Annotated in this window: 21 protein-coding genes, 1 tRNA gene and 1 other RNA gene; 12 read left to right on the top strand and 11 right to left on the bottom strand. The window is 70.5% G+C overall.

Features of this window, described 5'->3' with window-relative positions; all coding sequences use genetic code 11:
• Positions 1–5: 5 nt before the first annotated feature.
• Positions 6–405, bottom strand: an RNA gene (gene rnpB, locus AWC30_RS10765) — RNase P RNA component class A.
• A 45-nt stretch (positions 406–450) separates the two neighbouring features.
• A complete protein-coding gene (locus AWC30_RS10760) occupies positions 451–1725 on the bottom strand; it encodes an HNH endonuclease (protein ID WP_109562025.1) in 1275 nt (424 codons plus the stop codon).
• 93 nt (positions 1726–1818) lie between these two features.
• Between AWC30_RS10760 and AWC30_RS10755 the strand changes: the two genes are divergently transcribed.
• A complete protein-coding gene (locus AWC30_RS10755; protein WP_085110189.1) occupies positions 1819–2535 on the top strand; it encodes a 2OG-Fe(II) oxygenase in 717 nt (238 codons plus the stop codon).
• A 3-nt stretch (positions 2536–2538) separates the two neighbouring features.
• Here the strand turns inward: AWC30_RS10755 and AWC30_RS10750 are convergent, their stop codons facing one another.
• Genes AWC30_RS10750 through cobC form a run of 4 tightly spaced genes read right to left on the bottom strand, consistent with a single transcriptional unit; the run spans position 2539 to position 6558 of the window.
• Positions 2539–3654, bottom strand: coding sequence for a bifunctional RNase H/acid phosphatase (locus AWC30_RS10750; protein ID WP_085110188.1), 1116 nt, complete (start codon positions 3652–3654; stop codon positions 2539–2541).
• Entirely contained in the window at positions 3651–4388 is a 738-nt protein-coding gene (locus tag AWC30_RS10745) for a zinc ribbon domain-containing protein (protein ID WP_085110187.1), read from the bottom strand. Before AWC30_RS10745 ends, AWC30_RS10750 begins: the two co-directional genes overlap by 4 nt.
• Complete coding sequence (locus AWC30_RS10740; protein WP_085110186.1) at positions 4385–5524, bottom strand: Nif3-like dinuclear metal center hexameric protein; 1140 nt, start codon at positions 5522–5524, stop codon at positions 4385–4387. The genes AWC30_RS10745 and AWC30_RS10740 overlap by 4 nt, the downstream gene beginning before the upstream one ends.
• Entirely contained in the window at positions 5521–6558 is a 1038-nt protein-coding gene (gene cobC, locus AWC30_RS10735; RefSeq protein WP_085110185.1) for an Rv2231c family histidinol phosphate aminotransferase CobC, read from the bottom strand. Before cobC ends, AWC30_RS10740 begins: the two co-directional genes overlap by 4 nt.
• Before the next feature lie 60 nt (positions 6559–6618).
• Here cobC and AWC30_RS10730 point away from each other — a divergent pair, with 60 nt between their 5' ends.
• From AWC30_RS10730 to AWC30_RS10720, 3 genes are read left to right on the top strand one after another with little or no spacing between them, the layout of a single operon-like run.
• Complete coding sequence (locus tag AWC30_RS10730) at positions 6619–7275, top strand: HAD hydrolase-like protein (RefSeq protein ID WP_234808039.1); 657 nt, start codon at positions 6619–6621, stop codon at positions 7273–7275.
• The gene (locus tag AWC30_RS10725) at positions 7259–7762 is read left to right on the top strand and encodes a low molecular weight protein-tyrosine-phosphatase (protein WP_085110184.1); all 504 of its coding nucleotides are present in this window, start codon (positions 7259–7261) and stop codon (positions 7760–7762) included. The genes AWC30_RS10730 and AWC30_RS10725 overlap by 17 nt, the downstream gene beginning before the upstream one ends.
• The gene (locus AWC30_RS10720) at positions 7762–8571 is read left to right on the top strand and encodes an SURF1 family cytochrome oxidase biogenesis protein (RefSeq protein ID WP_085110183.1); all 810 of its coding nucleotides are present in this window, start codon (positions 7762–7764) and stop codon (positions 8569–8571) included. The genes AWC30_RS10725 and AWC30_RS10720 overlap by 1 nt, the downstream gene beginning before the upstream one ends.
• Here the strand turns inward: AWC30_RS10720 and AWC30_RS10715 are convergent.
• Positions 8553–9500 (bottom strand): cobalamin biosynthesis protein, encoded by a 948-nt coding sequence (locus AWC30_RS10715; RefSeq protein WP_085110182.1) that lies wholly within the window; start codon positions 9498–9500, stop codon positions 8553–8555. The two genes, AWC30_RS10720 and AWC30_RS10715, sit on opposite strands and share 19 nt — an antisense overlap.
• A 49-nt stretch (positions 9501–9549) precedes the next feature.
• On the opposite strand from AWC30_RS10715, the gene AWC30_RS10710 reads away from it, so the two are divergent.
• Positions 9550–10362 carry an oxygenase MpaB family protein gene (locus tag AWC30_RS10710; protein WP_085110270.1) on the top strand — a complete coding sequence of 271 codons (813 nt, stop codon included), beginning with the start codon at positions 9550–9552 and terminating at the stop codon, positions 10360–10362.
• A gap of 7 nt (positions 10363–10369) precedes the next feature.
• On the opposite strand, the gene AWC30_RS10705 is transcribed toward AWC30_RS10710, so the two are convergent.
• The 4 genes from AWC30_RS10705 to AWC30_RS10690 form a co-directional block, all read right to left on the bottom strand.
• Entirely contained in the window at positions 10370–11518 is a 1149-nt protein-coding gene (locus tag AWC30_RS10705; RefSeq protein WP_085110181.1) for a hypothetical protein, read from the bottom strand.
• 63 nt (positions 11519–11581) lie between these two features.
• Positions 11582–11653 (bottom strand) — tRNA-Val (locus AWC30_RS10700).
• 62 nt (positions 11654–11715) lie between these two features.
• The gene (locus AWC30_RS10695) at positions 11716–12177 is read right to left on the bottom strand and encodes a peroxiredoxin (protein WP_085110180.1); all 462 of its coding nucleotides are present in this window, start codon (positions 12175–12177) and stop codon (positions 11716–11718) included.
• Positions 12177–12599: a DUF3052 domain-containing protein gene (locus AWC30_RS10690; RefSeq protein ID WP_085110179.1), complete on the bottom strand. Its 423-nt coding sequence runs from the start codon at positions 12597–12599 to the stop codon at positions 12177–12179. Before AWC30_RS10690 ends, AWC30_RS10695 begins: the two co-directional genes overlap by 1 nt.
• Positions 12600–12777: 178 nt before the next feature.
• Here AWC30_RS10690 and aceE point away from each other — a divergent pair, with 178 nt between their 5' ends.
• From aceE to AWC30_RS10655, 7 genes are all read left to right on the top strand, one after another.
• A complete protein-coding gene (gene aceE / locus AWC30_RS10685) occupies positions 12778–15567 on the top strand; it encodes a pyruvate dehydrogenase (acetyl-transferring), homodimeric type (RefSeq protein WP_085110178.1) in 2790 nt (929 codons plus the stop codon).
• A 74-nt stretch (positions 15568–15641) separates the two neighbouring features.
• Positions 15642–16874 carry a PucR family transcriptional regulator gene (locus AWC30_RS10680; RefSeq protein WP_085110177.1) on the top strand — a complete coding sequence of 411 codons (1233 nt, stop codon included), beginning with the start codon at positions 15642–15644 and terminating at the stop codon, positions 16872–16874.
• 160 nt (positions 16875–17034) lie between these two features.
• Complete coding sequence (locus tag AWC30_RS10675) at positions 17035–17943, top strand: ACP S-malonyltransferase (protein ID WP_085110176.1); 909 nt, start codon at positions 17035–17037, stop codon at positions 17941–17943.
• Between the two features lie 77 nt (positions 17944–18020).
• On the top strand, positions 18021–18323 hold the full coding sequence (acpM, locus tag AWC30_RS10670) for a meromycolate extension acyl carrier protein AcpM (RefSeq protein ID WP_085110175.1): 303 nt from the start codon (positions 18021–18023) through the stop codon (positions 18321–18323).
• Positions 18320–19570 (top strand): 3-oxoacyl-ACP synthase KasA, encoded by a 1251-nt coding sequence (kasA, locus tag AWC30_RS10665; protein WP_085110174.1) that lies wholly within the window; start codon positions 18320–18322, stop codon positions 19568–19570. The genes acpM and kasA overlap by 4 nt, the downstream gene beginning before the upstream one ends.
• A gap of 14 nt (positions 19571–19584) precedes the next feature.
• Positions 19585–20838 (top strand): 3-oxoacyl-ACP synthase KasB, encoded by a 1254-nt coding sequence (gene kasB, locus AWC30_RS10660; protein WP_085110173.1) that lies wholly within the window; start codon positions 19585–19587, stop codon positions 20836–20838.
• Between the two features lie 62 nt (positions 20839–20900).
• Positions 20901–22322, top strand: coding sequence for an acyl-CoA carboxylase subunit beta (locus AWC30_RS10655; RefSeq protein ID WP_085110172.1), 1422 nt, complete (start codon positions 20901–20903; stop codon positions 22320–22322).
• Positions 22323–22360: the final 38 nt, after the last annotated feature.

Genomic DNA, 22360 nt, shown 5'->3' with positions numbered 1-22360 from the left:
GAGGGCGGACGAGTTGGCCTGTAAGCCGGATTCTGTTCCGCACCCCCGCAATACGGCGGCGCGGCGGCGACCATCCATCTGGGCACACCGTCGCCGGGTGCCTCGAGCGGCCTACCCGCAGACTCGGGCGAGCAACCCTCGAACATCTGCGCGGCCGCAGCGCGGCTGCGGCCTTCTTGGCCTTGCTTCGGGTGGGGTTTGCCGAGCCGTCCCGGTCACCCGGGACGCTGGTGCGCTCTTACCGCACCGTTTCACCCTTACTACCAGGTAGCGGTCTGCTTTCTGTGGCACTTTCCCGCGGGTCACCCCGGATTGCCGTTAGCAATCACCCTGCTCTGTGAAGTCCGGACTTTCCTCGACCCCGGCTGGCTGACCAGCAGGGGCCGCGGCCGCCCGGCCAACTCGTCCGCGCTGCATACGGTACCCGTTACCCGGCGTCACGGCCAGCGTTCATGCAGCGTGCTGCTCGGTCAGCAGGGCGTACAACGCCTTCTCCATCTCGCTGAATCGCGACGGCGGCCCGGTGGCCACCGGTGGGGCGGTGCTGCGGTAACACGCGCCGGTCGGGGTGACGTACTCGGCCCGGTGCCTGCCGGTGGCCTGGTCGGTGCCTGCCCCGACCCGCCAGCCGTCGGCCTCCTTGGTCTGATTGCACGCCTCGCACAGCCCCAGACCGTTCCCGGCGCTGGTCGGCCCCCCACGCCGGTGCGGCTCAGCGTGATCGCGGTGGCGGATCGGCGCATCGCAGTACGGGGTACGGCAACGCTGGTCACGCAACCCGATGAAGTCGGCCAGTCCGCGCGGGAACAGTCTCGCCCGCGATTCCAGTGCCACCAGCGCGCCCGACACCGGGTTGGCGTAGAGGCGCCGCAGCGTCGCCCGCGACCGCTTGTCGCCCAGCGCCAAGCCGATCATGCGCTCGGCGATCGCCACCGGTACCGGCCCGTATCCGCCGAGGACGGCGGAGCCCGGTACGCCGCCGAGCAGCACCTCGTCGGAGATCACCAGGTTCACCGCGACCGGGGCCGGCTGCGTCGCCGGGCAGCCGGTCACCCGTTCGATGAGGGTGTCGGCCATGACCTGGCCACGCGGGCGGCCGTCGCCGCAGGTGTCGGCGGCACGACGAAGGGCCGCGTACACCGACACTCCCTGCGCCACCGGCAGCAGCGCGGTCAGGTAGGTCATCGTGTCCGGCGCCGGACGGATCGTCACCCGGCGCTCCGATTCGGCTTTGGCGCACCGGTCGACGACCGCGTGTGGATCCAGCCGGTAGGCGATCGCCTTGGCCGCCGCGGCCAACCGGGCGTCGCCGACGCCCTCCAGGGCGGCCACGTCGCCACACAGTTCGCTGTCGAGTCGGCGCCGGTCGGCCACCTCCAGGCAGGCCGATTCACGCACCACGATGGTGGCCCGCCATTCCGAGAGGGCGCCGGCCTCCAACGCCGCGAGGGTGTGCGGCATCTCGTGGACGAGCGCTTTGGCGAACCCGAGATGCCGGTTTCCGCGGGCCGGGGAATCCTGCCGCGCCAGCGCTACTTCGGCGGCCACTCCCCGACCGCGCCGGGCCGACGGCACCCCTGACTGGGCCTGTGCCGCCCGCCGGGCGGCATCCAGCGCAGCCGCGGCCCGCGCCTGATCGGCCGCCGCGGCGGCTTTGACCCGCTCCAGCACCGCGATCCGTTCGACGAGATCGCGCTCCCCCAGGCCCGCGTCGACCACCGCCATCTCGGTCGAGATGGTGCTCATGGCGGCCGAATCGATCATGGTGCAACCGTATGTTGGGGGTCTGACAAGACCGGACCGTGAAGGAGACCGGCGATGACGACAACACGGTGGGGCAACCGGGTCGACCGCGCGGACTGGCCGGCGGTGGCCGCGGCGCTCGACGCCGACGGCGGGGCGTTGCTGCCCCGGCTGGTCACCGCCGCGGAGGCCGCGCGGTTGCGTCGGCTCTATCCCCGTGACGAATTGTTCCGCAGCACCGTCGACATGGACCGCCACCGCTACGGGTCAGGCCAGTACCGCTACTTCCGCTCGCCGAACCCCGAGCCGGTCGACGCGCTCAAGGCCGCGCTGTACCCGCGGCTGTTGCCGATCGCCCGGGACTGGTGGACCAAGCTGGGGCGGGCGACGCCCTGGCCGGAGCGCCTCGATGACTGGCTGGCGATCTGCCACCGCGCCGGACAGACCAAGTCCACCGCGCTGATGTTGCGCTATCACGCCGGCGGGTGGAACGCGCTGCACCGGGACCTCTACGGCGACTTGGTGTTCCCGCTACAGGTGGTGATCAACCTCAGCGACCCCGGCACCGATTACACGGGCGGGGAATTCCTGCTCGTCGAGCAACGGATGCGGGCGCAGTCCCGCGGGACCGCCACCCAGATCCCGTTCGGTCACGGCTACGTGTTCACCACCCGCGAGCGGCCGGTGCGCTCCCAGCGCGGCTGGTCGGCGGCGCCGGTGCGCCACGGGGTGTCGACGGTGCGCAGCGGTGAGCGGGTGACGCTGGGGTTGATCTTCCACGACGCCGCGTGAGGCTCAGGTCTGCGACGACGGAAGGTAGGCGGTCTGGTTGACCAGCCGCACCGCCGCACCCCCGTCGGGAAAGAACTCGGCGATACTGAGCGACGCCAGGTCCAGGTGCAGCCGGTAGAGGATGCCCGGCCCGGCGTCGAGGGCCATCCGCAGCAGCGTCTTGATCGGCGTGACATGGGAGACCACCAGCACGGTCGCGCCGCCGTATTCGGCGATGAGCCGGGTGCGGGCGCGACGGACCCGTCGGGCCACCGCATCGAAGCTCTCCCCGTCCGGCGGCGTCGTCGCGGTGTCCGCCAGCCAGGTGCGGTGTAACTCCGGATCGCGTTCGGCGGCTTCGAGGAACGTCAGCCCCTCCCACGCACCGAAATCCGTTTCGGTGAGGTCCTCGTCGACGGTGACCTCGAGGCCGAGCGCGTCGGCGGCGGCGGCCGCGGTGTCGCGGCAGCGCTGCAGCGGTGAGCTGACCACCGCGGCGATGCCGCCGCGCTGCGCCAGGTAGCGCGCTGCCGCGTCGGCCTGTTGACGCCCCACCTCGGTCAGCGCCGGGTTGCCCCGCCCGGAGTAGCGGCGCTGCACCGACAGCTCGGTCTGACCGTGGCGCAACAACAGCAGTCGGGTGGGGGTGCCACGGGCCCCGGTCCAGCCGGGCGCGGCCGGCTTCTCGGCCGGTTTCGCAGCCGGTTTCGCAGCCGGTTCGCCCGCCGGGTCGCCGGCGGCCGCGGCGTCCATCGCTTCATTGGCCAGCCGGTCGGCGTGGGAGTTCTTCTCCCGCGGAATCCAGGTGTAGCGGATGTGGTCGAATCGGTCGGCCAGCGCACGGGCCTGCCGGTGCAACTCGGCCAGATCGGGGTTCTTGACCCGCCAGCGCCCCGCCATCTGTTCGACGACGAGCTTGGAATCCATCAGCACCGCGACCTCGGTGGCGCCCACCTCGGTCGCCTCCTGCAACCCCGCGATCAGGCCGCGGTACTCGGCGACGTTGTTGGTCGCCCGACCGATCGCCTGCTTGTTCTCGGCCAGCACCGCCGAACGGTCCTCGCTCCACACCACGGTGCCGTAGCCGGCCGGACCCGGATTGCCCCGCGACCCGCCGTCGGCCTCGATGATGACCTTCACGCGCCGGCGCCTTTGGCGCGCAACAGGATCGCTCCGCACTCCGGGCAGCGCACCACGTCGTCGTCGGCGGCCGCCGCGATCCGGGCCAGCTCGCCGCGGTCGATCTCGATGCGGCAGGCCCCGCACCGCGGTCCCTGCAACGGTCCGGCGCCCACCCCGGTGCGGCTGCGTTGCCGTTCGTAGAGCGCCAGCAACGCTTCGTCGAGCTCGGCGCTCACCGTGTCGCGCCTGCCGCTGCGGTCGGTGCGGGTCCGGCCGATCTCGTCGGCGGCGGCCTCCAGCGCGCGCTGCGCCTCGGCCAGTTCGGCTCCGAGCGCGTCGCGTGTCGTCTCCTCGGCGTCGGCTTGCCCCTGCAGTTCCTCCCGGCGCTCCATGACCGCCAGCAGGGAATCCTCCAGGGACTGGCGTCGTCTCTGCAGTGTCTCCAGTTCATGCTGCAGGTCGGTGAGTTGTTTGGCGTCGATCGTGCCGGAGTCGAGCAGCCTGCGGTCACGATCCTCCCGTTGGCGCACCCCGTCGATGTCGGATTCGAAGCGGGCGATCTCACTGTCCAGATCGTCGAGGGCCAGGCGCAGCGCGCCGAGCCGGTCCTCGGCAGCGCCGTGCTCGGCGTTGATCCGGTCGCGCTCCACCTGCTCGGGCAGGTGGGCGGCGCGGTGGTCGAGTCGCGCCAGCTCGGCGTCGAGTTCAGCGAGTTCCAACAGCGAACGTTGTTGCGCTACCTCAGCCTTCATGCCTGTCCTTCCTCGGCCGCGGTTTCGATGTTCCACGGGTCGGTCCGGATCTCGCTGACCCGCACCGGGAGCCGGTCACCGAATTCGGTGCGCAGCACCCCGGCGGCCTGCCTACACCACGGGTACTCACTGGCCCAGTGTGCGACATCGACCAGCGCGACCGGCGAGGCCCGGCGGTGCTCGTCGGCCGGGTGGTGACGCAGATCGGCGGTCACGTAGGCCTGCACGCCTGCCACCGCCGCCGCGTCGAGCAGGGAATCCCCCGCCCCGCCGCAGACCGCGACCCGCGATATCGGCGCTCGCGGGTCGCCGGCAGCGCGTACCCCCCAGGTCGTGACGGGCAGGCGGGAGCGGACCCGGGCGGCGAACCGCTGCAGCGGTTCGGGTTCGGGCAGCGTCGCGATGCGGCCCAGTCCGACGTCGGCGGGGGTGGGCACCAGGCTGAAGATGTCGAACGCGGGCTCCTCATACGGGTGCGCCGCGCGCAGCGCCGCCAGCACCCTGCCCCGGATACGGGACGGCGCGATCGCCTCGACGCGGTCCTCGGTGACCTGCTCGACCGAGCCGACGCTGCCGATCGCCGGGTCGGCCCCCTCCTGTGGCAGGAACTGTCCGGTGCCCGTCACGCTCCAGCTGCAGTGCGAGTAGTCGCCGATGCGGCCTGCGCCGGCGGCGAACACCGCCTCGCGGACCGCGTCGGCGTCGTCGCGCGGCACATAGATCACCCATTTCTCGGTGTCGATGTCGGCGGGTTTGGGTTCCAGCACACCCTCGACGGTCAGCCCGAGGGTCTCGGCGAGCGCGTCGGAGACCCCCGGCGACGCCGAGTCGGCGTTGGTGTGCGCGGTGAACAGCGACCGCCCGGTCCGGATCAGCCGATGCACCAGCGCCCCTTTGGGCGTGCTGGCCGCCACCGTGTCGACTCCGCGCAGCAGCAGCGGGTGGTGGGCCAGCAGCAGGGACCGGTCCGGCACCTCGTCGACCACCGCCGCCGTCGGGTCCACCGCGATCACCACCGAGTCCAGCGGCTCGTCGGGGTCACCGCAGACCAGCCCCACCGAATCCCACGATTGGGCCAGCCGGGGCGGGTAGGCCCGCTCCAGCACGTCGATCACGTCGGCCAACCGCACCGTCATGAAATCCTTCTCCTTTCCGGTAACTCCGTGAGCGCGGCCGCCAACGCCGGCCACTCCGGCCGGACCGCCGCCCGCAGGTAGTGGCCGTCGAGGCCGACGAAGGTGTCACAGCGGCGCACCGCGATGTCGCGCGCCGCCAGATGCCCGCGTGCCCGCGCCGCGTCCTCGACGGTGAACAGCACGAACGGCGCCTGCCCAGCCACCACCGCGCAGCCCGCGGCGTGCAACCCGGCGACCATCTGGCGGCGCAGCCCGGCCAGCCGCTCGGCGTCGGCGGCGACCTCGGCCACCGCTCGCGGCGCACAGCATGCGGCGACGGCCGCGAGCTGCAACGTGCCCAGCGGCCAATGTGGGCGGCGCGCGGCGAGCCGGGCCAGGACGTCGGGCGGGCCCACCGCGTAGCCGACCCGCAGACCGGCCAGCCCCCAGGTTTTGGTGAGGCTGCGCAGCACCACCACGTCGGGCAACGACACCCCGGCCAGCGAGTCGGGCTCGCCGGGCACGGCGTCGGCGAAGGCCTCGTCGACCACCACGATCCGGCCCGGTCGCCGCAGCGCCAGCACGTGGTCGCGGGGATGGCTGACCGCGGTCGGGTTGGTGGGGTTGCCGACCACCACCAGGTCGGCTTCCTCGGGGACCGCGGCCCCCGCCAGGGTGAACGGCGGTGCCAGCACGACGTGGCGATAGGGCACGCCGGCGGCGTCGAAGACGGCTTGCGGTTCGGTGAACGACGGCGCGAGTAGCGCGGCCAGATTCGGTTCGAGCTGCGGCAGGAGCGCGAACCCCTCGGCCGCCCCGGCCAGCAGCAGCACCTCGTCGGGGTCGCGGCCGTGCCGGGCGGCGACGGCTGCCGTCGCGGCGTCCCGGTCGGCGGCGCCGGGGTAGCGGGCCAGGTCCGGCAGCCTGCCGGCGAGCCGGTCGAGCAGCCAGGCCGGCGGCCGGCGGTGCCGGACGTTGACGGCGAAGTCCAGCATTCCGGGCGTGACGGCCTGATCACCGTGGTAGCGCGGCGCGCTCACATCCAGACTCGCCACACCGCAAACAGTAGTGCTCCTCGGCGCGGGCCGGTCGGGCGCGTCGGGGAGAATGGGCACGTGACGCGCCCGAACTTGGTCATCTTCGATCTGGATGGCACCCTGACCGACTCCGCCGCCGGCGTGGTCTCAAGCTTCCGGTACGCGCTGGAGCAGGTCGGCGCCGCGGTCCCGGCCGGGGACCTGGTGGGCACCCTGGTCGGCCCGCCGATGCACCAGACCCTGACGGCGATGGAACTGGGCGCGCGGACCGACGCGGCGATCGCCGCCTACCGGGCCGACTACTCGCGCCGGGGTTGGGCGATCAACAGCGTCTTCGACGGGATCGCGCCGCTGCTGGCCGACCTGCGCGCGGTCGGGGTGCGGCTGGCGGTGGCCACTTCCAAGGCCGAGCCGACCGCCCGTCGGGTGCTGGAGCATTTCGGGTTGGACCACTATTTCGAGGTGATCGCCGGGGCCAGCCCGGACGGTTCCCGAGCGGTCAAGGCCGACGTGGTCGCCCACGCGTTGGCCCGGTTGGCCCCGCTTCCCGACCGGATCCTGATGGTCGGTGATCGCCGCCACGACGTCGACGGCGCCGCCGCCCACGGCATCGCCACCGTCGTGGTGGAGTGGGGTTACGGGCAGTCGGATGTCTTCGGCGACTCCCCTTTTGTCGCGGCACGTGCCGCGACGGTCGCCGAGCTACGGGAGGTACTCGATGTCGAAGTCCGCTGATCCGCGCCTGCACGTCACGTTCATCTGTACGGGCAACATCTGCCGCTCGCCGATGGCCGAGAAGATGTTCGCCCACCAGATCAGCCGACGAGGCTTGCACGACGCGGTGCGGGTCACCAGCGCCGGAACCGCCAACTGGCATGTCGGCAAGGGCGCCGACGAACGCACCAACCAGGTGCTGCGTGCCCGCGGCTACCCGACCGAGCACCGCGCCGCCCATGTCGGCGACGACCATCTGGCCGCCGACCTGCTGGTCGCCGCCGGACGCAACCACGTGCGGCTGCTGCACCAGCTAGGGGCCGCCGCCGGCCGGGTCACGATGTTGCGGTCGTTCGATCCGCGTTCCGGTGCGGTGGCGCTCGACGTGGAGGACCCGTACTACGGAGACATCGCCGATTTCGAGGAGGCGTTCACCGTCATCGAGGCCGCGCTGCCGGGCCTGCACGACTGGGTCGACCAGCGGCTCACCGACCGTGAGGGGGGTTGATGCGACGGCTCGGATTCCTGCTGCGGCCCGGCTGGCTGGCGCTGGGGGTGGTGGTGGTCGCGTTCACCTATCTGGCGTTCACCGTGCTCGCGCCGTGGCAGCTGGGCAAGAACACCGAAACGTCGCGGGAGAACAGCCAGATCGCGCACTCGCTGACCGCCGATCCGGTACCGGTGACCACGCTGCTGCCCGACCAGGATTCGGCCGCGCCCGACGCGCGCTGGCGGCGGGTGACGGCCACCGGCCACTATCTGGCCGACAAGCAGGTGCTGGTGCGCATGCGGGTCATCGACGGTCAACCCGCCTTCGAGGTGCTCGCCCCGTTCGTCGTCGACGGCGGCCCGACCGTGTTGGTCAACCGCGGTTTCGTACGGCCGCAGCAGGGCTCGCAGGTGCCGCCGATCCCGCCGCCGCCGGCCGAGACCGTGTCGGTCACCGCGCGGCTGCGCAACCCCGAAGGAGTGGCCCCCGGCAAGGAGCCCCTTGTCGGGGACGGCTTCCCGCAGGTGTACACCATCGACACCGGACAGGTCAGTGACCTGACCGGGGTGCCGCTGACCGGGACGTATCTGCAACTCGTCGACGATCAGCCCGGCGGGCTGGGGGTGCTGAACCTGCCGCAGCTGGACGCCGGACCGTTCCTGTCCTACGGCATCCAGTGGATCGCGTTCGGCATCTTCGCGCCGATCGCGCTGGGCTACTTCGCCTACGCCGAGTTGCGGGCCCGCCGCCGCGAACGGGACGCCGCCGCCACCCCGCCGCAGACGGTGGAGGAGAAACTGGCCGACCGCTACGGCCGTCGGCGCTGAGCGGCCACCAGAACCGCGAGCGCCGCGGCCCCGGCCTGCACCGCCCGGGACAGCCGCACCGCCCGGCGCAGATCGGTCACCGTCGGGTCCGGTCCCCCGCCCAGGGTGGGCCGGATCTCCAGCCCGTACCGGTAGGGCGTCGGGCCGCCCAGCCGGATACCGAGCGCGCCGGCGAACGCCGCCTCCACCACGCCGGCGTTGGGGCTGGGATGCCGTCCGGCGTCGGCCCGCCAGACCGCGAGCGCCTCGCCCGGCCGTCCGCCCACGATCGGTGCGCACACCGCGGTGAGCACGGCCGTGACCCGGGCACCCAGATGGTTCGCGACGTCGTCGAGCCGCGCGGCGGCCCACCCGAACCGCGCGTAGCGCGGCGAGCGGTGCCCGATCATCGCGTCCAGCGTGTTGATCCCGCGGTAGGCCAGCACCGCGGGCAGGCCGCCCAGCGCCGCCCACAGCAACGGGGCCACCTGGGCATCGGCGGTGTTCTCCGCGACCGATTCCACCGCCGCCCGCGCCAGTCCCGGCGGGTCGAGGGCGGCCGGGTCACGCCCGCACAACGAGGGCAGTAACCGGCGGGCCGCGTCGATGTCGCCGGCGTCGAGCAGATCAGCCATCACCAGGCCGATGTTGGCCAGGGTGGTGCCGCCCAGCGCCGCCCAGGTCGCCGCCGCGACGGGGACGAGCTGCCCGCCGGCGCTCGGGCGTACGCGCCGCGCCAGCAGGCCGAGGGCGGCCAGACCGCTGACCAGGATGGCGACGTGTGCGGCCCCCGCGGCCCGGCTGTCTCGGTAGGTGACCCGCTCCAACACCGCGGCGAGTTGCCCGAAGCCCGCGACCGGGTGCCCCCGGCGCGGATCGCCGAACGCGGCGTCGAGCAGACAGCCGACGGCGATCCCGGCCGCCCGGGGGCGCTCTTTGGGCGCAAACACCCCGGCAGCGTCTCATATTTGATGTACTCGGGATCGTGGAGCGATGCCGATGACGACCAGCGCCACCAGGATCGTCGATCTGCTCACGCCGGCCGGGCTGCTGTTGCCCGCCGCGAACGTGATCATGCAGCTGTCGCTGCCCGGGGTGGGCTACGGAGTCCAGGAGAGCCGCGTCGACAGCGGCAACGTCTACAAGCATCCGTTCAAGCGCGCCCGCACCACCGGCACCTACCTGGCGGTCGCGGCGCTCGGCAGCGAAGTGGAACGGCACCGCTACCGCAAAGCGGTCGACGTGGTGCACCGCGAGGTGCGGTCCACGGCGACCAGCCCGGTGCGTTACAACGCTTTCGACCCGAAACTCCAACTGTGGGTGGCGGCGTGTCTGTACCGCTACTTCGTCGACCAGTACGAGACGCTGCACGGTCCGCTCGATGAGGCCACCGCCGACGCGGTCTACGCCGACGCCCGGCGACTCGGAACCACCCTGCAGGTGCGCCCGCAGATGTGGCCGGCGGACCGGGCGGCGTTCGAGCAGTACTGGAAACAGACCCTGAACGAACTGCGTATCGATGCACCGGTTCGCGACCACCTGCGCGGGGTGGCGGCGATGGTGTTCCTGCCGTGGCCGCTACGACTGCTCGGCCCGTTCAACCTCTTCGCGACGACCGGGTTCCTGCCGCCGGAGTTCCGTGCGCTGATGGGGTTGGACTGGACGAACGGCCAGCAGCGCCGGTTCGGCTGGCTGGTGCGTGCGCTGCGCGTCGCCGATCTCGTCATCCCGCGCCGGATGTGGCTGCTGGGTTATCAAGCGTTCCTGTGGGATATGCGGCTGCGGGCGCGACTGGGTCTGCCGCTGGTGTGACGCCGTGTCACCCGGCGGGTCGGGCGGGCAGCGGCGCGATCGCGGTCACACCGTCAGCGATGTGGGTGCGATGCCCCTCCGCGTCGATGAACATCAGGGTGCCGTGCGGCACCTCGTCGGTCCGGCCGGCGGGGGCAACGACCGCGAGGCGGCCGCCGGCCAGCGGGAGGGCGAAGATCGCCGGGCCGCCGGTGTCCAGCTGCGACCAGCTGCCATCCTGATAGGCCCAGACCGACGGCGGCGGGCCGTCCTCGCTGTCGTCGGTGCCGCACCCGGCGGGCCGGTAGGCGACGTAGGCGGTGCCGTTGTTGCCCCACCAGGCTCGGGTGGCGCGCAGGTGGCGCCGCGATCCGGGGGCCGGCGGGTGGATGCGGATGGTGTGGCCGGAGGCGAGGTCGATGACATCCAACGGCGCGTAGCCGGGATCGGCGGCGCAGGGGTGCGTCGGGTCCGGCGATCCGCTGTTCAGCATCACCCGGTTCCCGCCGGGATCGACCACCGCCCAGACGTCGATCGCCCGGGCGAATCCGTCGTATCGACCCAGGTCGGTGGTGGTTCCGTCGAGCTGCGCCCGGTAGAGCGTCTGCGGCTGCTCCCAGAGTGGTGCGGTGTCCGGTGTGTCCGCGTCGGTGGCGAAGAACAGGTACTGGCCGGGTGTGGCGTCGAGGAAGTACGAGTAAGGCGCCGTCGCTGGTCCGGGCCGGGGCAGCCGGATGCGCCCCAGAGTGCTCGGCGTCGGTTCGGCGGCGGCGAGGTCGATCGCGTGTACGGCGGCCCAGGCGTGGTCGGTATCGGCGGCGGCGTCGAACCACCCGACCAGGCTGGCGCCGAGCGAAACCCGCGGACACGGTCCGGCGCAGGGGATCTCGGTGCGGCGCAGGCTGGCCGTGTCGAGGACGGATACCGACGACTCCCCCAGCGCGTACAGGAAGCGCCCGTCCTCGGTGACCGGGATCCGCGCCGCGACCGGGTCGGCGGTACCGCGCGGCAGGCGCGCGACCACCGTGACCCCGTCGACGACGGCGAGTTCATGGTCGGTCTGGAATACGAATCGGTCGGTGCCGTCCGCGGGCCCGGTCAGTTCCTTGCCCTGGCATCCGGCCAGGCTCGCCGCTACCAGTGACAACGCCACCATCAGCCGCAGCCACACCGTCACCGTCAGATCATCGCATCAGTCAGGGCAGGCGCACGCCGTTGGTGCCGACCGGGTCTGTTCGAGTGGGCGCGGACGGTATCGAACCGCCGACCGCTGGTGTGTAAAACCAGAGCTCTACCACTGAGCTACGCGCCCCTGCGTGGGGCAGGTTACCCGGCGCGGAGGCGGGTCCCCAAAACGCCGTCGCGTTCGAGCGATCAGCCGTCCAGGGCGGCCAGGGCGTCGGCCCACGCCTGTTGGTCACGGGCTTCGCCGGGCTGCTTCATCTCCGCGAACCGGATGATCCCGCCGCGATCGACGAGGAAGGTGCCGCGGTTGGCGAATCCGGTCTCGTCGTTGAAGACGCCATAGGCCTGGCTGACCGCCCCGTGCGGCCAGAAGTCCGACAGCACCGGGAACAGGAAGCCGCTGTCGGCGGCCCACACCTTGTGCGTCGGCGGCGGTCCCACCGAGATCGCCAGGACCGCGCGGTCGTCGTTCTCGTACCGCGGCAGGTGATCCCGAATCTCGTCGAGTTCACCCTGACAGATGCCGGTGAACGCGAGCGGGAAGAACACCAGCAGCACGTTCTTGGCATCCCGATAGTCGGTGAGGCTCACCGGCTGCTGGTTCTGGTCGCGCAGCGTGAAGTCCGGAGCGGCGGTGCCCACCGCCAGCATCAGCGCTTCCCGGGCCGCGACTTGGGTTGCACCAGCCGGCTGGCGCTCCACTCGCCCAGGTTGACCGACGAGGTCGGCATCAGCCCGGCGGTCGGCGCAGACTCGGCGATGTCGGCCGGCTGGACGTGGCCGGGCCGGCCGGTCTTGGGTGTCACCACCCAGATCACCCCGTCGTTGGCCAGCGCGGTGATGGCGTCCATCAACGTGTCCACCAGGTCGCCGTCGGTGTCGCGCCACCACAGCAGCACAACGTCGACCACCTCGTCGGTGTCTTCCTCCAGCAGGTCGTTGCCGCACGCCTCCTCGACGGCGCCACGGATGGCCTCGTCGATGTCCTCGTCCCAGCCCCATTCCTGGACTATCTGGTCTTTCTGGATGCCCAGCTTGCGGGCGTAGTTCGAGGCGTCGTCCGCCGCGACCACCTGGGACCTCCTTCACCTGTCAACGCGATCAGCACCATCGTTGCACAACCCGCCGCCTTTGCTCCGATCACCTCGCCGATAACCGAGTGGGGCACGATGGAGGAAGATGGCAGATGACCGGTGACCGACACATGGCCGCCGGGCCATCGAAGATCAACCGCCAAACGAGGAGCGGAAGTTGACTACCGAGTTCGTGCGCCACGACCTGGCGAAAAACTCAATCGGCTCAACCGAATCCGACCGGGTTCGAGTGATCCGCGAAGGAGTTGCGTCCTACCTGCCCGACATCGACCCCGAGGAAACTTCGGAGTGGCTCGAGTCGTTCGACGCGATGTTGTCGCGTTCGGGACCGTCGCGGGCCCGCTATCTGATCCTTCGGCTGCTCGAACGCGCCGGCGATCAGCGGGTGTCGATCCCGGCGCTGACGTCCACCGACTACGTCAACACCATCCCCACCGAATCCGAGCCCTGGTTCCCCGGCGACGAGGACGTCGAACGGCGCTACCGGGCGTGGATCCGCTGGAACGCCGCGGTCATGGTGCACCGCGCCCAGCGGCCGGGCGTCGGCGTCGGCGGCCACATCTCGACCTACGCGTCGTCGGCGTCGCTGTACGAGGTCGGGTTCAACCACTTCTTCCGCGGCAAGTCCGACCCCGGCGGCGGTGACCAGATCTTCATCCAGGGCCACGCCTCCCCCGGCATCTACGCCCGCGCGTTCCTGGAGGGCCGGCTGTCGGTGCATCAGCTCGACGGGTTCCGCCAGGAGCACAGTCACCCCGGCGGCGGTCTGCCGTCCTACCCGCACCCGCGGCTGATGCCCGACTTCTGGGAGTTCCCCACCGTCTCGATGGGGTTGGGCCCGATGAACGCGATCTACCAGGCCCGGTTCAACCACTACCTGAAAGACCGCGGCATCAAGGACACCTCCGATCAGCACGTGTGGTGCTTCCTCGGCGACGGCGAGATGGACGAGCCGGAGAGCCGCGGCCTGCTGCACGTCGCCGCGCTGGAGGGTCTGGACAACCTCACCTTCGTGATCAACTGCAACCTGCAGCGGCTCGACGGCCCGGTCCGCGGCAACGGCAAGATCATTCAGGAGCTGGAGTCGTTCTTCCGCGGCGCCGGCTGGAACGTGATCAAGGTGGTCTGGGGCCGGGAGTGGGATGCCCTGTTGCACGCCGACAAGGACGGCGCCCTGGTCAACCTGATGAACGCGACGCCCGACGGCGACTACCAAACCTACAAGGCCAATGACGGCGGCTACGTGCGCCAGCACTTCTTTGGCCGCGACCCGCGGACCAAGGCGCTGGTGGAACACCTGAGCGACGACGAGATCTGGAGCCTCAAACGCGGCGGTCATGACTACCGCAAGATTTACGCCGCCTACCGCGCCGCGCTCGACCACCAGGGCCAGCCGACCGTCATCCTGGCGAAGACGATCAAGGGTTACAGCCTCGGTTCCTACTTCGCGGCGCGCAACGCCACCCATCAGATGAAGAAGTTCCGAGCCAACGACCTCAAGGCGTTCCGGGACAGCATGCGCATCCCGATCTCCGACGCCGAACTCGACGAGAACCCCTACCTGCCGCCGTACTACCACCCCGGCGAGGACTCCCCGGAGATCCGGTACCTGCTCGATCGCCGTCGCACCCTCGGCGGCTTCCTGCCGGAACGGCGCACCAAGGCCAAGGTGCTGGCCCTGCCGGAGAGCAAGGTCTATCAGCCGGTCAAGGACGGTTCGGGCACCCAAGAGGTCGCCACCACCATGGCGACGGTACGGGTGTTCAAGGAGTTGTTGCGCGACAAGGAGATCGGTCCTCGGATCGTGCCGATCATCCCCGACGAGGCGCGCACGTTCGGGATGGACTCGTGGTTCCCGTCGCTGAAGATCTACAACCCGAACGGTCAGCTGTACACCTCGGTGGACGCTGAACTGATGCTGGCCTACAAGGAGAGCGAGATCGGCCAGATTCTGCACGAGGGCATCAACGAGGCCGGGGCGGCCGCGAGTTTCATCGCCACCGGCACCTCCTATGCCACCCATGACGTGCCGATGATCCCGGTCTACATCTTCTACTCGATGTTCGGCTTCCAGCGCACCGGCGACGAACTGTGGGCCGCCGGCGACCAGATGACCCGCGGGTTCCTGCTCGGCGCCACCGCCGGACGCACCACGCTGACCGGTGAGGGCCTGCAGCACGCGGACGGGCATTCGATGCTGTTGGCCAGCACCAACCCCGCGGTGGTGGCCTACGACCCGGCGTTCGCGTTCGAGATCGCCCACATCATCGAAAGCGGCCTCGCCCGGATGTACGGCGAGGCCCCGGAGAACGTCTACTTCTACATGACGATCTACAACGAGCCGTATGTGCAGCCGGCCGAGCCGGACGGCCTCGACACCGAGGGCCTGCTCCGCGGCATCTACCGCTACCGGGCCGCACCCGAATCGCGGCGGCACAGTGCGCAGCTGCTGGCTTCCGGGGTGGCGATGCCGTGGGCGCTGCGCGCGGCGGAACTGCTGGCCGAGGAGTGGGACGTGGCCGCCGACGTGTGGTCGGTGACCAGCTGGAGCGAGTTGCACCGGGACGGTGTCGACATCGAGCGGGAGCGGTTGCGCCACCCCGACCAGCAGCACCCGGTCCCCTACGTCGAGCAGGCGCTGGCCGACGCCCGCGGGCCGGTGGTAGCGGTGTCGGACTGGATGCGCGCGGTGCCCGAACAGATCCGGCCCTGGGTCCCGGGCCGTTACGTCACCCTCGGCGCCGACGGGTTCGGTTTCTCCGACACCCGCCCGGCGGCGCGGCGCTTCTTCAACATCGACGCGGAGTCGCAGGTGGTCGCGGTGCTCGAGGCGTTGGCCCGCGACGGTCAGATCGATCCGTCGGTGCCCGTTGAAGCCGCCCGCAAGTACCGGATCGACGACGTGCTGGCGGCACCGGAACAGACCTCCGACCCCGGGGTGGCCTGACCTCGACGCCACTTCGACGCCCACGCGACCGAGTTTTAGGGAGAACCGCCAGAAACCGCGCGTATCTTTTAGGGATGGCCGACAAACCGCTGCCGACCGCCCACTCGCCGCTGGTCCTGCTGGACACCGTCCCCGACTCGCTGCTGCGTCGACTCAAGCAGTACTCGGGCCGGCTGGCCACCGAAGCGGTGACCACCATGCAGGACCGGTTGCCGTTCTTCGCCGACCTGGAGGCCTCGCAGCGCGCCAGCGTGGCGCTGGTCGTGCAGACCGCGGTGGTGCAGTTCGTCGAGTGGATGCGCAATCCCACCGACGGGGTCGGCTACACCGCACAGGCCTTCGAGCTGGTGCCCCAGGACCTGACCCGCCGGATCGCGCTGCGCGACACCGTCGACATGGTGCGGGTCACGATGGAGTACTTCGAGGAGGTGGTCCCGGCCCTGGCCCGCTCGGAGGACCAACTCACCGCGTTGACCGTCGGCATCCTCAAGTACAGCCGGGACCTGGCGTTCGCGGCCGCCTCCGCCTACGCCGACGCCGCCGAGGCGCGCGGCACCTGGGACAGCCGGATGGAGGCCAGCGTCGTCGACGCGGTGGTGCGCGGCGACATCGGGCCCGAGCTGCTGTCCCGGGCGGCCGCGCTGAACTGGGACACCACCGGGGCGGCCACCGTGGTGGTGGGCACACCGGCGGCGGGCCGCGACGAGGCGCCGGACCCACACGCCAGTCAGGAGGTTCGCGACGCGGCGGCCCGGCACGGGCGTGCCGTCCTCAGCGACATCCACGGCACCTGGCTGGTGGCGATCGTCTCGGGCAAGCTGTCGCCGACCGAGCGGTTCCTCGCCGACCTGCTCGCCGCGTTCTCCGACGGCCCGGTGGTGATCGGCCCGACGGCGCCGATGCTGACCGCCGCGCACCACAGCGCCACCGAGGCGATCGCGGGCATGAACGCGGTCGCCGGCTGGTCGGGCGCGCCGCGCCCGGTGCTGGCCCGCGATCTGCTGCCCGAACGCGCGCTGATGGGCGATCAGGGCGCGATCGCGGCGTTGCACACGGACGTGATGCGTCCGTTGGCCGATGCCGGGCCCGCGTTGACCGAGACACTCGACGCCTACCTGGACTGCGGCGGCGCGATTGAGGCGTGCGCCAGGAAGTTGTTCGTTCATCCAAATACGGTCCGTTACCGGCTCAAGCGCGTCACCGACTTCACCGGACACGATCCGACCCAGCCGCGGGACGCCTACATCCTGCGGGTGGCCTCGACGGTGGGCCGACTTACCGTTCGACCTCCCCGAATCGAGGCATGAGGTGATCGCCGCCGCGATTCGGGCGACCGGTCAATATTGCGGCACGATCTCAGGAACGTTGCATCACGACGCCTTTTGTGGGATCCCCACAAAAGCCTAAGATGAGGTTTATGTTCGTTTACACCGCGCAAACCCCTCTTCACAGTGTTCTCTTAAACACGTGATTGCTTTGCTCGCACCCGGGCAGGGTTCGCAGACCCCCGGGATGTTGTCGCCGTGGCTGGAGCTGCCCGGTGCCGCCGACCAGATCACCGCTTGGTCGACGGCCAGCGGACTGGACCTGGCGCGGCTGGGCACGACAGCGCCGGCCGAAGAACTCACCGACACCGCGGTCACCCAGCCGCTGGTCGTGGCGGCCACGCTGCTCGCCCATCGGGAGTTGACCCGTCGCGGACTGCTCAGCGACGCCGAGCTGGTGACCGCCGGCCACTCCGTCGGCGAGATCGCCGCCTACGCGATCGCCGGAGTGTTCTCCTCCGACGATGCGGTGAAGCTGGCCGCGACCCGGGGCGCCGAGATGGCCAAGGCCTGCGCCAAGGAGCCCACCGGCATGTCCGCGGTGCTCGGCGGCGACGAGACCGAGGTGCTGGCCCGCCTTGAGCAACTCGACCTCGTCCCGGCCAACCGCAACGCCGCCGGTCAGATCGTCGCCGCCGGCGCGATGGCCGCGCTGGAGAAACTGGCCGAGGACCCGCCCGCGAAGGCCCGGGTTCGCGCGCTGGACGTCGCCGGCGCGTTCCACACCCACTACATGGCGTCGGCGCTGGACGGCTACGCAGCCGCGGCTGCGGCGATCACCCCGGGCGAGCCGACCATGACATTGCTGTCCAACTCCGACGGCCAGCCGGTCACCGGCGGAGCCGAGGCGATGGAGAAGCTGGTCGCCCAGCTGACCCGCCCGGTGCGCTGGGACCTGTGCACCACAACCCTGCGCGACCGCGGCGTGACCGCGCTCGCGGAGTTCCCTCCGGCGGGCACCCTCACCGGTATCGCCAAGCGGGAGTTGCGGGGTGTCCCCGCACGCGCCATCAAGGCGCCCTCAGACCTGGACGAGGTGGGGCAGCTCTAAGCCGATTCTCGCCAGTTACAACCACATAAGTACGTCCAGTTAGTAACCAACCGAACGAAAACGAAGGGAGCCACACTGTGGCCGCCAGCCAGGAAGAAATCATCGCCGGTCTCGCCGAGATCATCGAAGAGGTGACCGGGATCGAGCCGTCCGAGGTCACCGTCGAGAAGTCGTTCGTCGACGACCTGGACATCGACTCGCTGTCGATGGTCGAGATCGCGGTGCAGACCGAGGACAAGTACGGCGTGAAGATCCCCGACGAGGACCTGGCCGGGCTGCGCACCGTCGGTGACGTCGTCGCCTACATCCAGAAGCTCGAGGCCGAGAACCCCGAAGCCGCCGCCGCGCTGCGCGAGAAGTTCGGAGCGGACAGCCAGTGACCAAGCCGTCCACTGCCAACGGCGGTTACCCCAATGTGGTGGTAACCGCCGTTGAGGCGACCACATCGTTGGCTGCCGACATCGACGGCACCTGGAAGGCCTTGCTTGCCGGCGAGAGCGGCATCCACGTCCTCAAGGGCGAATTCACCGAGAAGTGGGACCTTGCGGTCAAGATCGGCGGGCAGCTCAAAGACCCCGTCGACGACCACATGGGCCGGCTGGACATCCGGCGGATGTCGTACGTCCAGCGGATGTCCAAGCTGATCAGCGGGCGGCTGTGGGAGAAAGCCGGCAGCCCCGAGGTCGACAAGGACCGGCTCGCGGTGGTCATCGGCACCGGTCTGGGTGGCGGCGAGAAGATCGTCGAGACCTACGACCTGATGAACGAGGGCGGCCCGCGCAAGGTGTCGCCGCTGGCCGTGCAGATGATCATGCCCAACGGTGCGGCTGCGGTCGCCGGGCTGCAACTCGGCGCCCGTGCCGGGGTGATCACGCCGGTGTCGGCCTGTTCGTCGGGCTCGGAGGCGATCGCCCACGCCTGGCGCCAGATCGTCATGGGTGACGCGGACATCGTGGTCTGCGGTGGTGTCGAAGGCGGCATCGAGGCACTGCCGATCGCGGCGTTCTCGATGATGCGTGCGATGTCGACCCGCAACGACGAGCCGGAGAAGGCGTCGCGGCCGTTCGACAAGGACCGCGACGGCTTCGTGTTCGGCGAGGCCGGCGCGATGATGATCATCGAGACCGAGGAGCACGCCAAGGCTCGCGGCGCCAAACCGCTGGCCCGGCTGATGGGGGCGGCGGTCACCTCCGACGCCTTCCACATGGTGGCGCCGGGTCCCGACGGCAAGCGGGCCGGGTACGCGATGACGCGGTCGTTGGAGCTGGCCGGCCTGTCCGCCAAGGACATCGACCACATCAACGCCCACGGCACCGCCACCCCCATCGGCGACACCGCCGAGGCGAACGCGATCCGGGAAGCGGGCTGCGAGAACGCCGCGGTCTACGCGCCGAAGTCGGCGCTCGGCCACTCCATCGGTGCGGTCGGTGCGCTCGAGTCGGTGCTCACGGTGCTCACCCTGCACGACGGGGTCATCCCGCCGACGCTGAACTACGAGACGCCGGACCCGGAGATCGACCTCGACATCGTCGCGGGCGAGCCACGCCACGGCGATTACCAGTACGCGATCAACAACTCATTTGGTTTCGGCGGGCACAACGTCGCGCTCGCGTTCGGCAAATACTGAACGAAAGGTCCCGAATGGCAGCGTTGGCTACGGGGAGCGGCTTCCCCAATGTCGTTGTCACTGGCATTGCCATGTCCACTGCTTTGGCAACCAACGCGGAAGACACCTGGAAACTGCTGCTCGAAGGCAAGAGCGGGATCCGTGAGCTCACCGATCCGTTCGTCGAGCAGTACGACCTGCCGGTGCGGATCGGCGGCCATCTGCTGGAGGACTTCGAGGACGATCTGACCCGCATCGAGTTGCGGCGGTTGTCCTACCTGCAGCGGATGTCGACGATCCTCAGCCGGCGGGCGTGGGAGAACGCCGGCACGCCCGAGGTGGACACCCGGCGGCTGATGGTCTCCATCGGCACCGGGCTCGGGTCCACCGAGGAACTGGTGTGGGGTTATGACGCGATGCGCGAACGCGGCGCCAAAGCGGTCTCCCCGCTGGGTGTGCAGAAGTACATGCCCAACGCCGCGGCTGCCGCGGTCGGTCTGGAGCAGCACGCCAAAGCCGGTGTACTGACCCCCATCTCGGCGTGCGCGTCCGGGTCGGAGGGTATCGCCCGTGCGTGGCAGCAGATCGTTCTCGGCGAGGCCGACATCGCGATCTGCGGCGGCGTGGAGACCAAGATCGAGGCGGTGCCGATCGCGGCGTTCGCGCAGATGCGCATCGTGCTGTCGACCACCAACGACGACCCCGCCGGTGCGTGCCGGCCCTTCGACAGGGACCGCAACGGTTTCGTCTTCGGCGAGGGCGGCGCACTGCTGGTCATCGAGACCGAGGAACACGCCAAGGCTCGCGGCGCCAAACCGCTGGCCCGGCTGATGGGGGCGGCGGTCACCTCCGACGGCTACCACATGGTGGCCCCGGACCCCAACGGGGAGCAGGCCGGACATGCGATGACGCGGTCGATCCAGTTGGCAGGCCTCAAGCCCACCGACATCGACCACGTCAACGCGCACGCCACCGGCACCCAGGTGGGCGACGTCGCCGAGGGCAAGGCGATCAACAACGCGATGGGTGGCCACAAGCCGGCGGTGTACGCGCCGAAGTCCGCACTGGGCCACTCGGTCGGCGCGGTCGGGGCGGTGGAGGCCATCCTCACGGTCCTGGCGCTGCGCGACGGGATCATTCCGCCGACGCTGAACCTGGTCAACCTCGATCCGGAGATCGATCTGGACGTGGTCGCCGACAAGCCGCGGCGGGGTGACTACCGGTACGCGGTGAACAACTCGTTCGGCTTCGGCGGGCACAACGTCGCGACCACCTTCGGACGGTACTGACCGGGGGAAACGCACCAGCCCGGGCACACCGCCCAGCAATTACAGGAGACGGAGACACGGAGATGACCATCACCGCACCCGAGACAGTTGACGAGTCCGTGGACCCGCGCGACCCGCTGCTGCGGCTCTCCGCTTTCTTCGACGACGGCAGCGTCGAGTTGCTGCATGAACGGGACCGTTCCGGGGTGCTGGCCGCCGCCGGCACCGTCAACGGGGTGCGCACCATCGCGTTCTGCACCGACGGCACCGTCATGGGTGGGGCGATGGGCATCGAGGGATGCCGGCACATCGTCAACGCCTACGACACCGCGATCGGCGAGCAGAGCCCGATCGTGGGGATCTGGCACTCCGGCGGGGCTCGGCTGGCCGAGGGCGTCAAGGCACTGCACGCCGTCGGACTGGTGTTCGAGGCGATGATTCGCGCCTCCGGCTACATCCCGCAGATCTCGGTGGTGGTCGGGTTCGCCGCCGGCGGTGCGGCCTACGGGCCGGCGCTGACCGACGTGATCGTCATGGCACCGGACAGCCGGGTCTTCGTGACCGGGCCGGACGTGGTGCGCAGTGTCACCGGCGAGGACGTCGACATGGCGTCGCTCGGCGGCCCGGACACCCACCACAAGAAGTCCGGCGTGTGCCACATCGTCGCCGACGACGAGACCGACGCCTACGAGCGCGGCCGTCGGCTGGTCGGGTTGTTCTCCCAGCAGGGGCATTTCAACCGCAGCAAGGCCGAGGCCGAGGAGATCGACCTGCAGACCCTACTGCCGGAGTCGCCGCGGCGGGCCTACGAGGTGCGGCCGCTCCTCGACGCGCTGCTCGACGAGGACACCCCGTTCGAGGAGTTCCAGGCCCGCTGGGCGCCGTCGATGGTGGTCGGCCTCGGCCGGCTCTCCGGGCGCACGGTCGGGGTGCTGGCCAATAACCCGCTGCGGCTGGGTGGCTGCCTGAACTCCGAGAGTGCGGAGAAGGCGGCCCGGTTCGTGCGGCTGTGCGACGCGTTCGGGATCCCGCTGGTGGTCATCGTCGACGTCCCGGGGTACCTGCCCGGCGTCGACCAGGAATGGGGCGGGGTGGTGCGCCGCGGCGCCAAACTGCTGCACGCGTTCGGTGAGGCCAGCGTTCCCCGGGTCACGCTGGTGACCCGGAAGATCTACGGCGGCGCCTACATCGCGATGAACTCCCGATCGCTGGGCGCCACCAAGGTGTTCGCCTGGCCGGACGCCGAGGTCGCCGTGATGGGCGCCAAGGCAGCGGTGGGGATTTTGCACAAACGCAAACTGGCCGCCGCTCCCGAGGAGGAGCGGGAGGCGCTGCACGACGAGTTGGCCGCCGAGCACGAGCGGATCGCCGGTGGTGTGGACGCCGCGATCGACATCGGGGTGGTCGACGAGAAGATCGACCCGGCCCACACCCGTTCGAAGATCACCGAGGCGCTGGCCGAGGCGCCGGCTCGCCGCGGCCGCCACAAGAACATCCCGCTGTAACCTGGCCCGCACCGCGCGTGCCACCCGGCGCGCTCCGG

Origin of the sequence: Mycolicibacillus trivialis (genome assembly GCF_002102395.1) — a bacterium.
GTDB classification, from domain to species: Bacteria; Actinomycetota; Actinomycetes; order Mycobacteriales; family Mycobacteriaceae; genus Mycobacterium; species Mycobacterium triviale.
The sequence above is the reverse complement of the archived record's forward strand: the minus strand, read 5'-3'. Positions and strand labels throughout refer to the sequence as shown.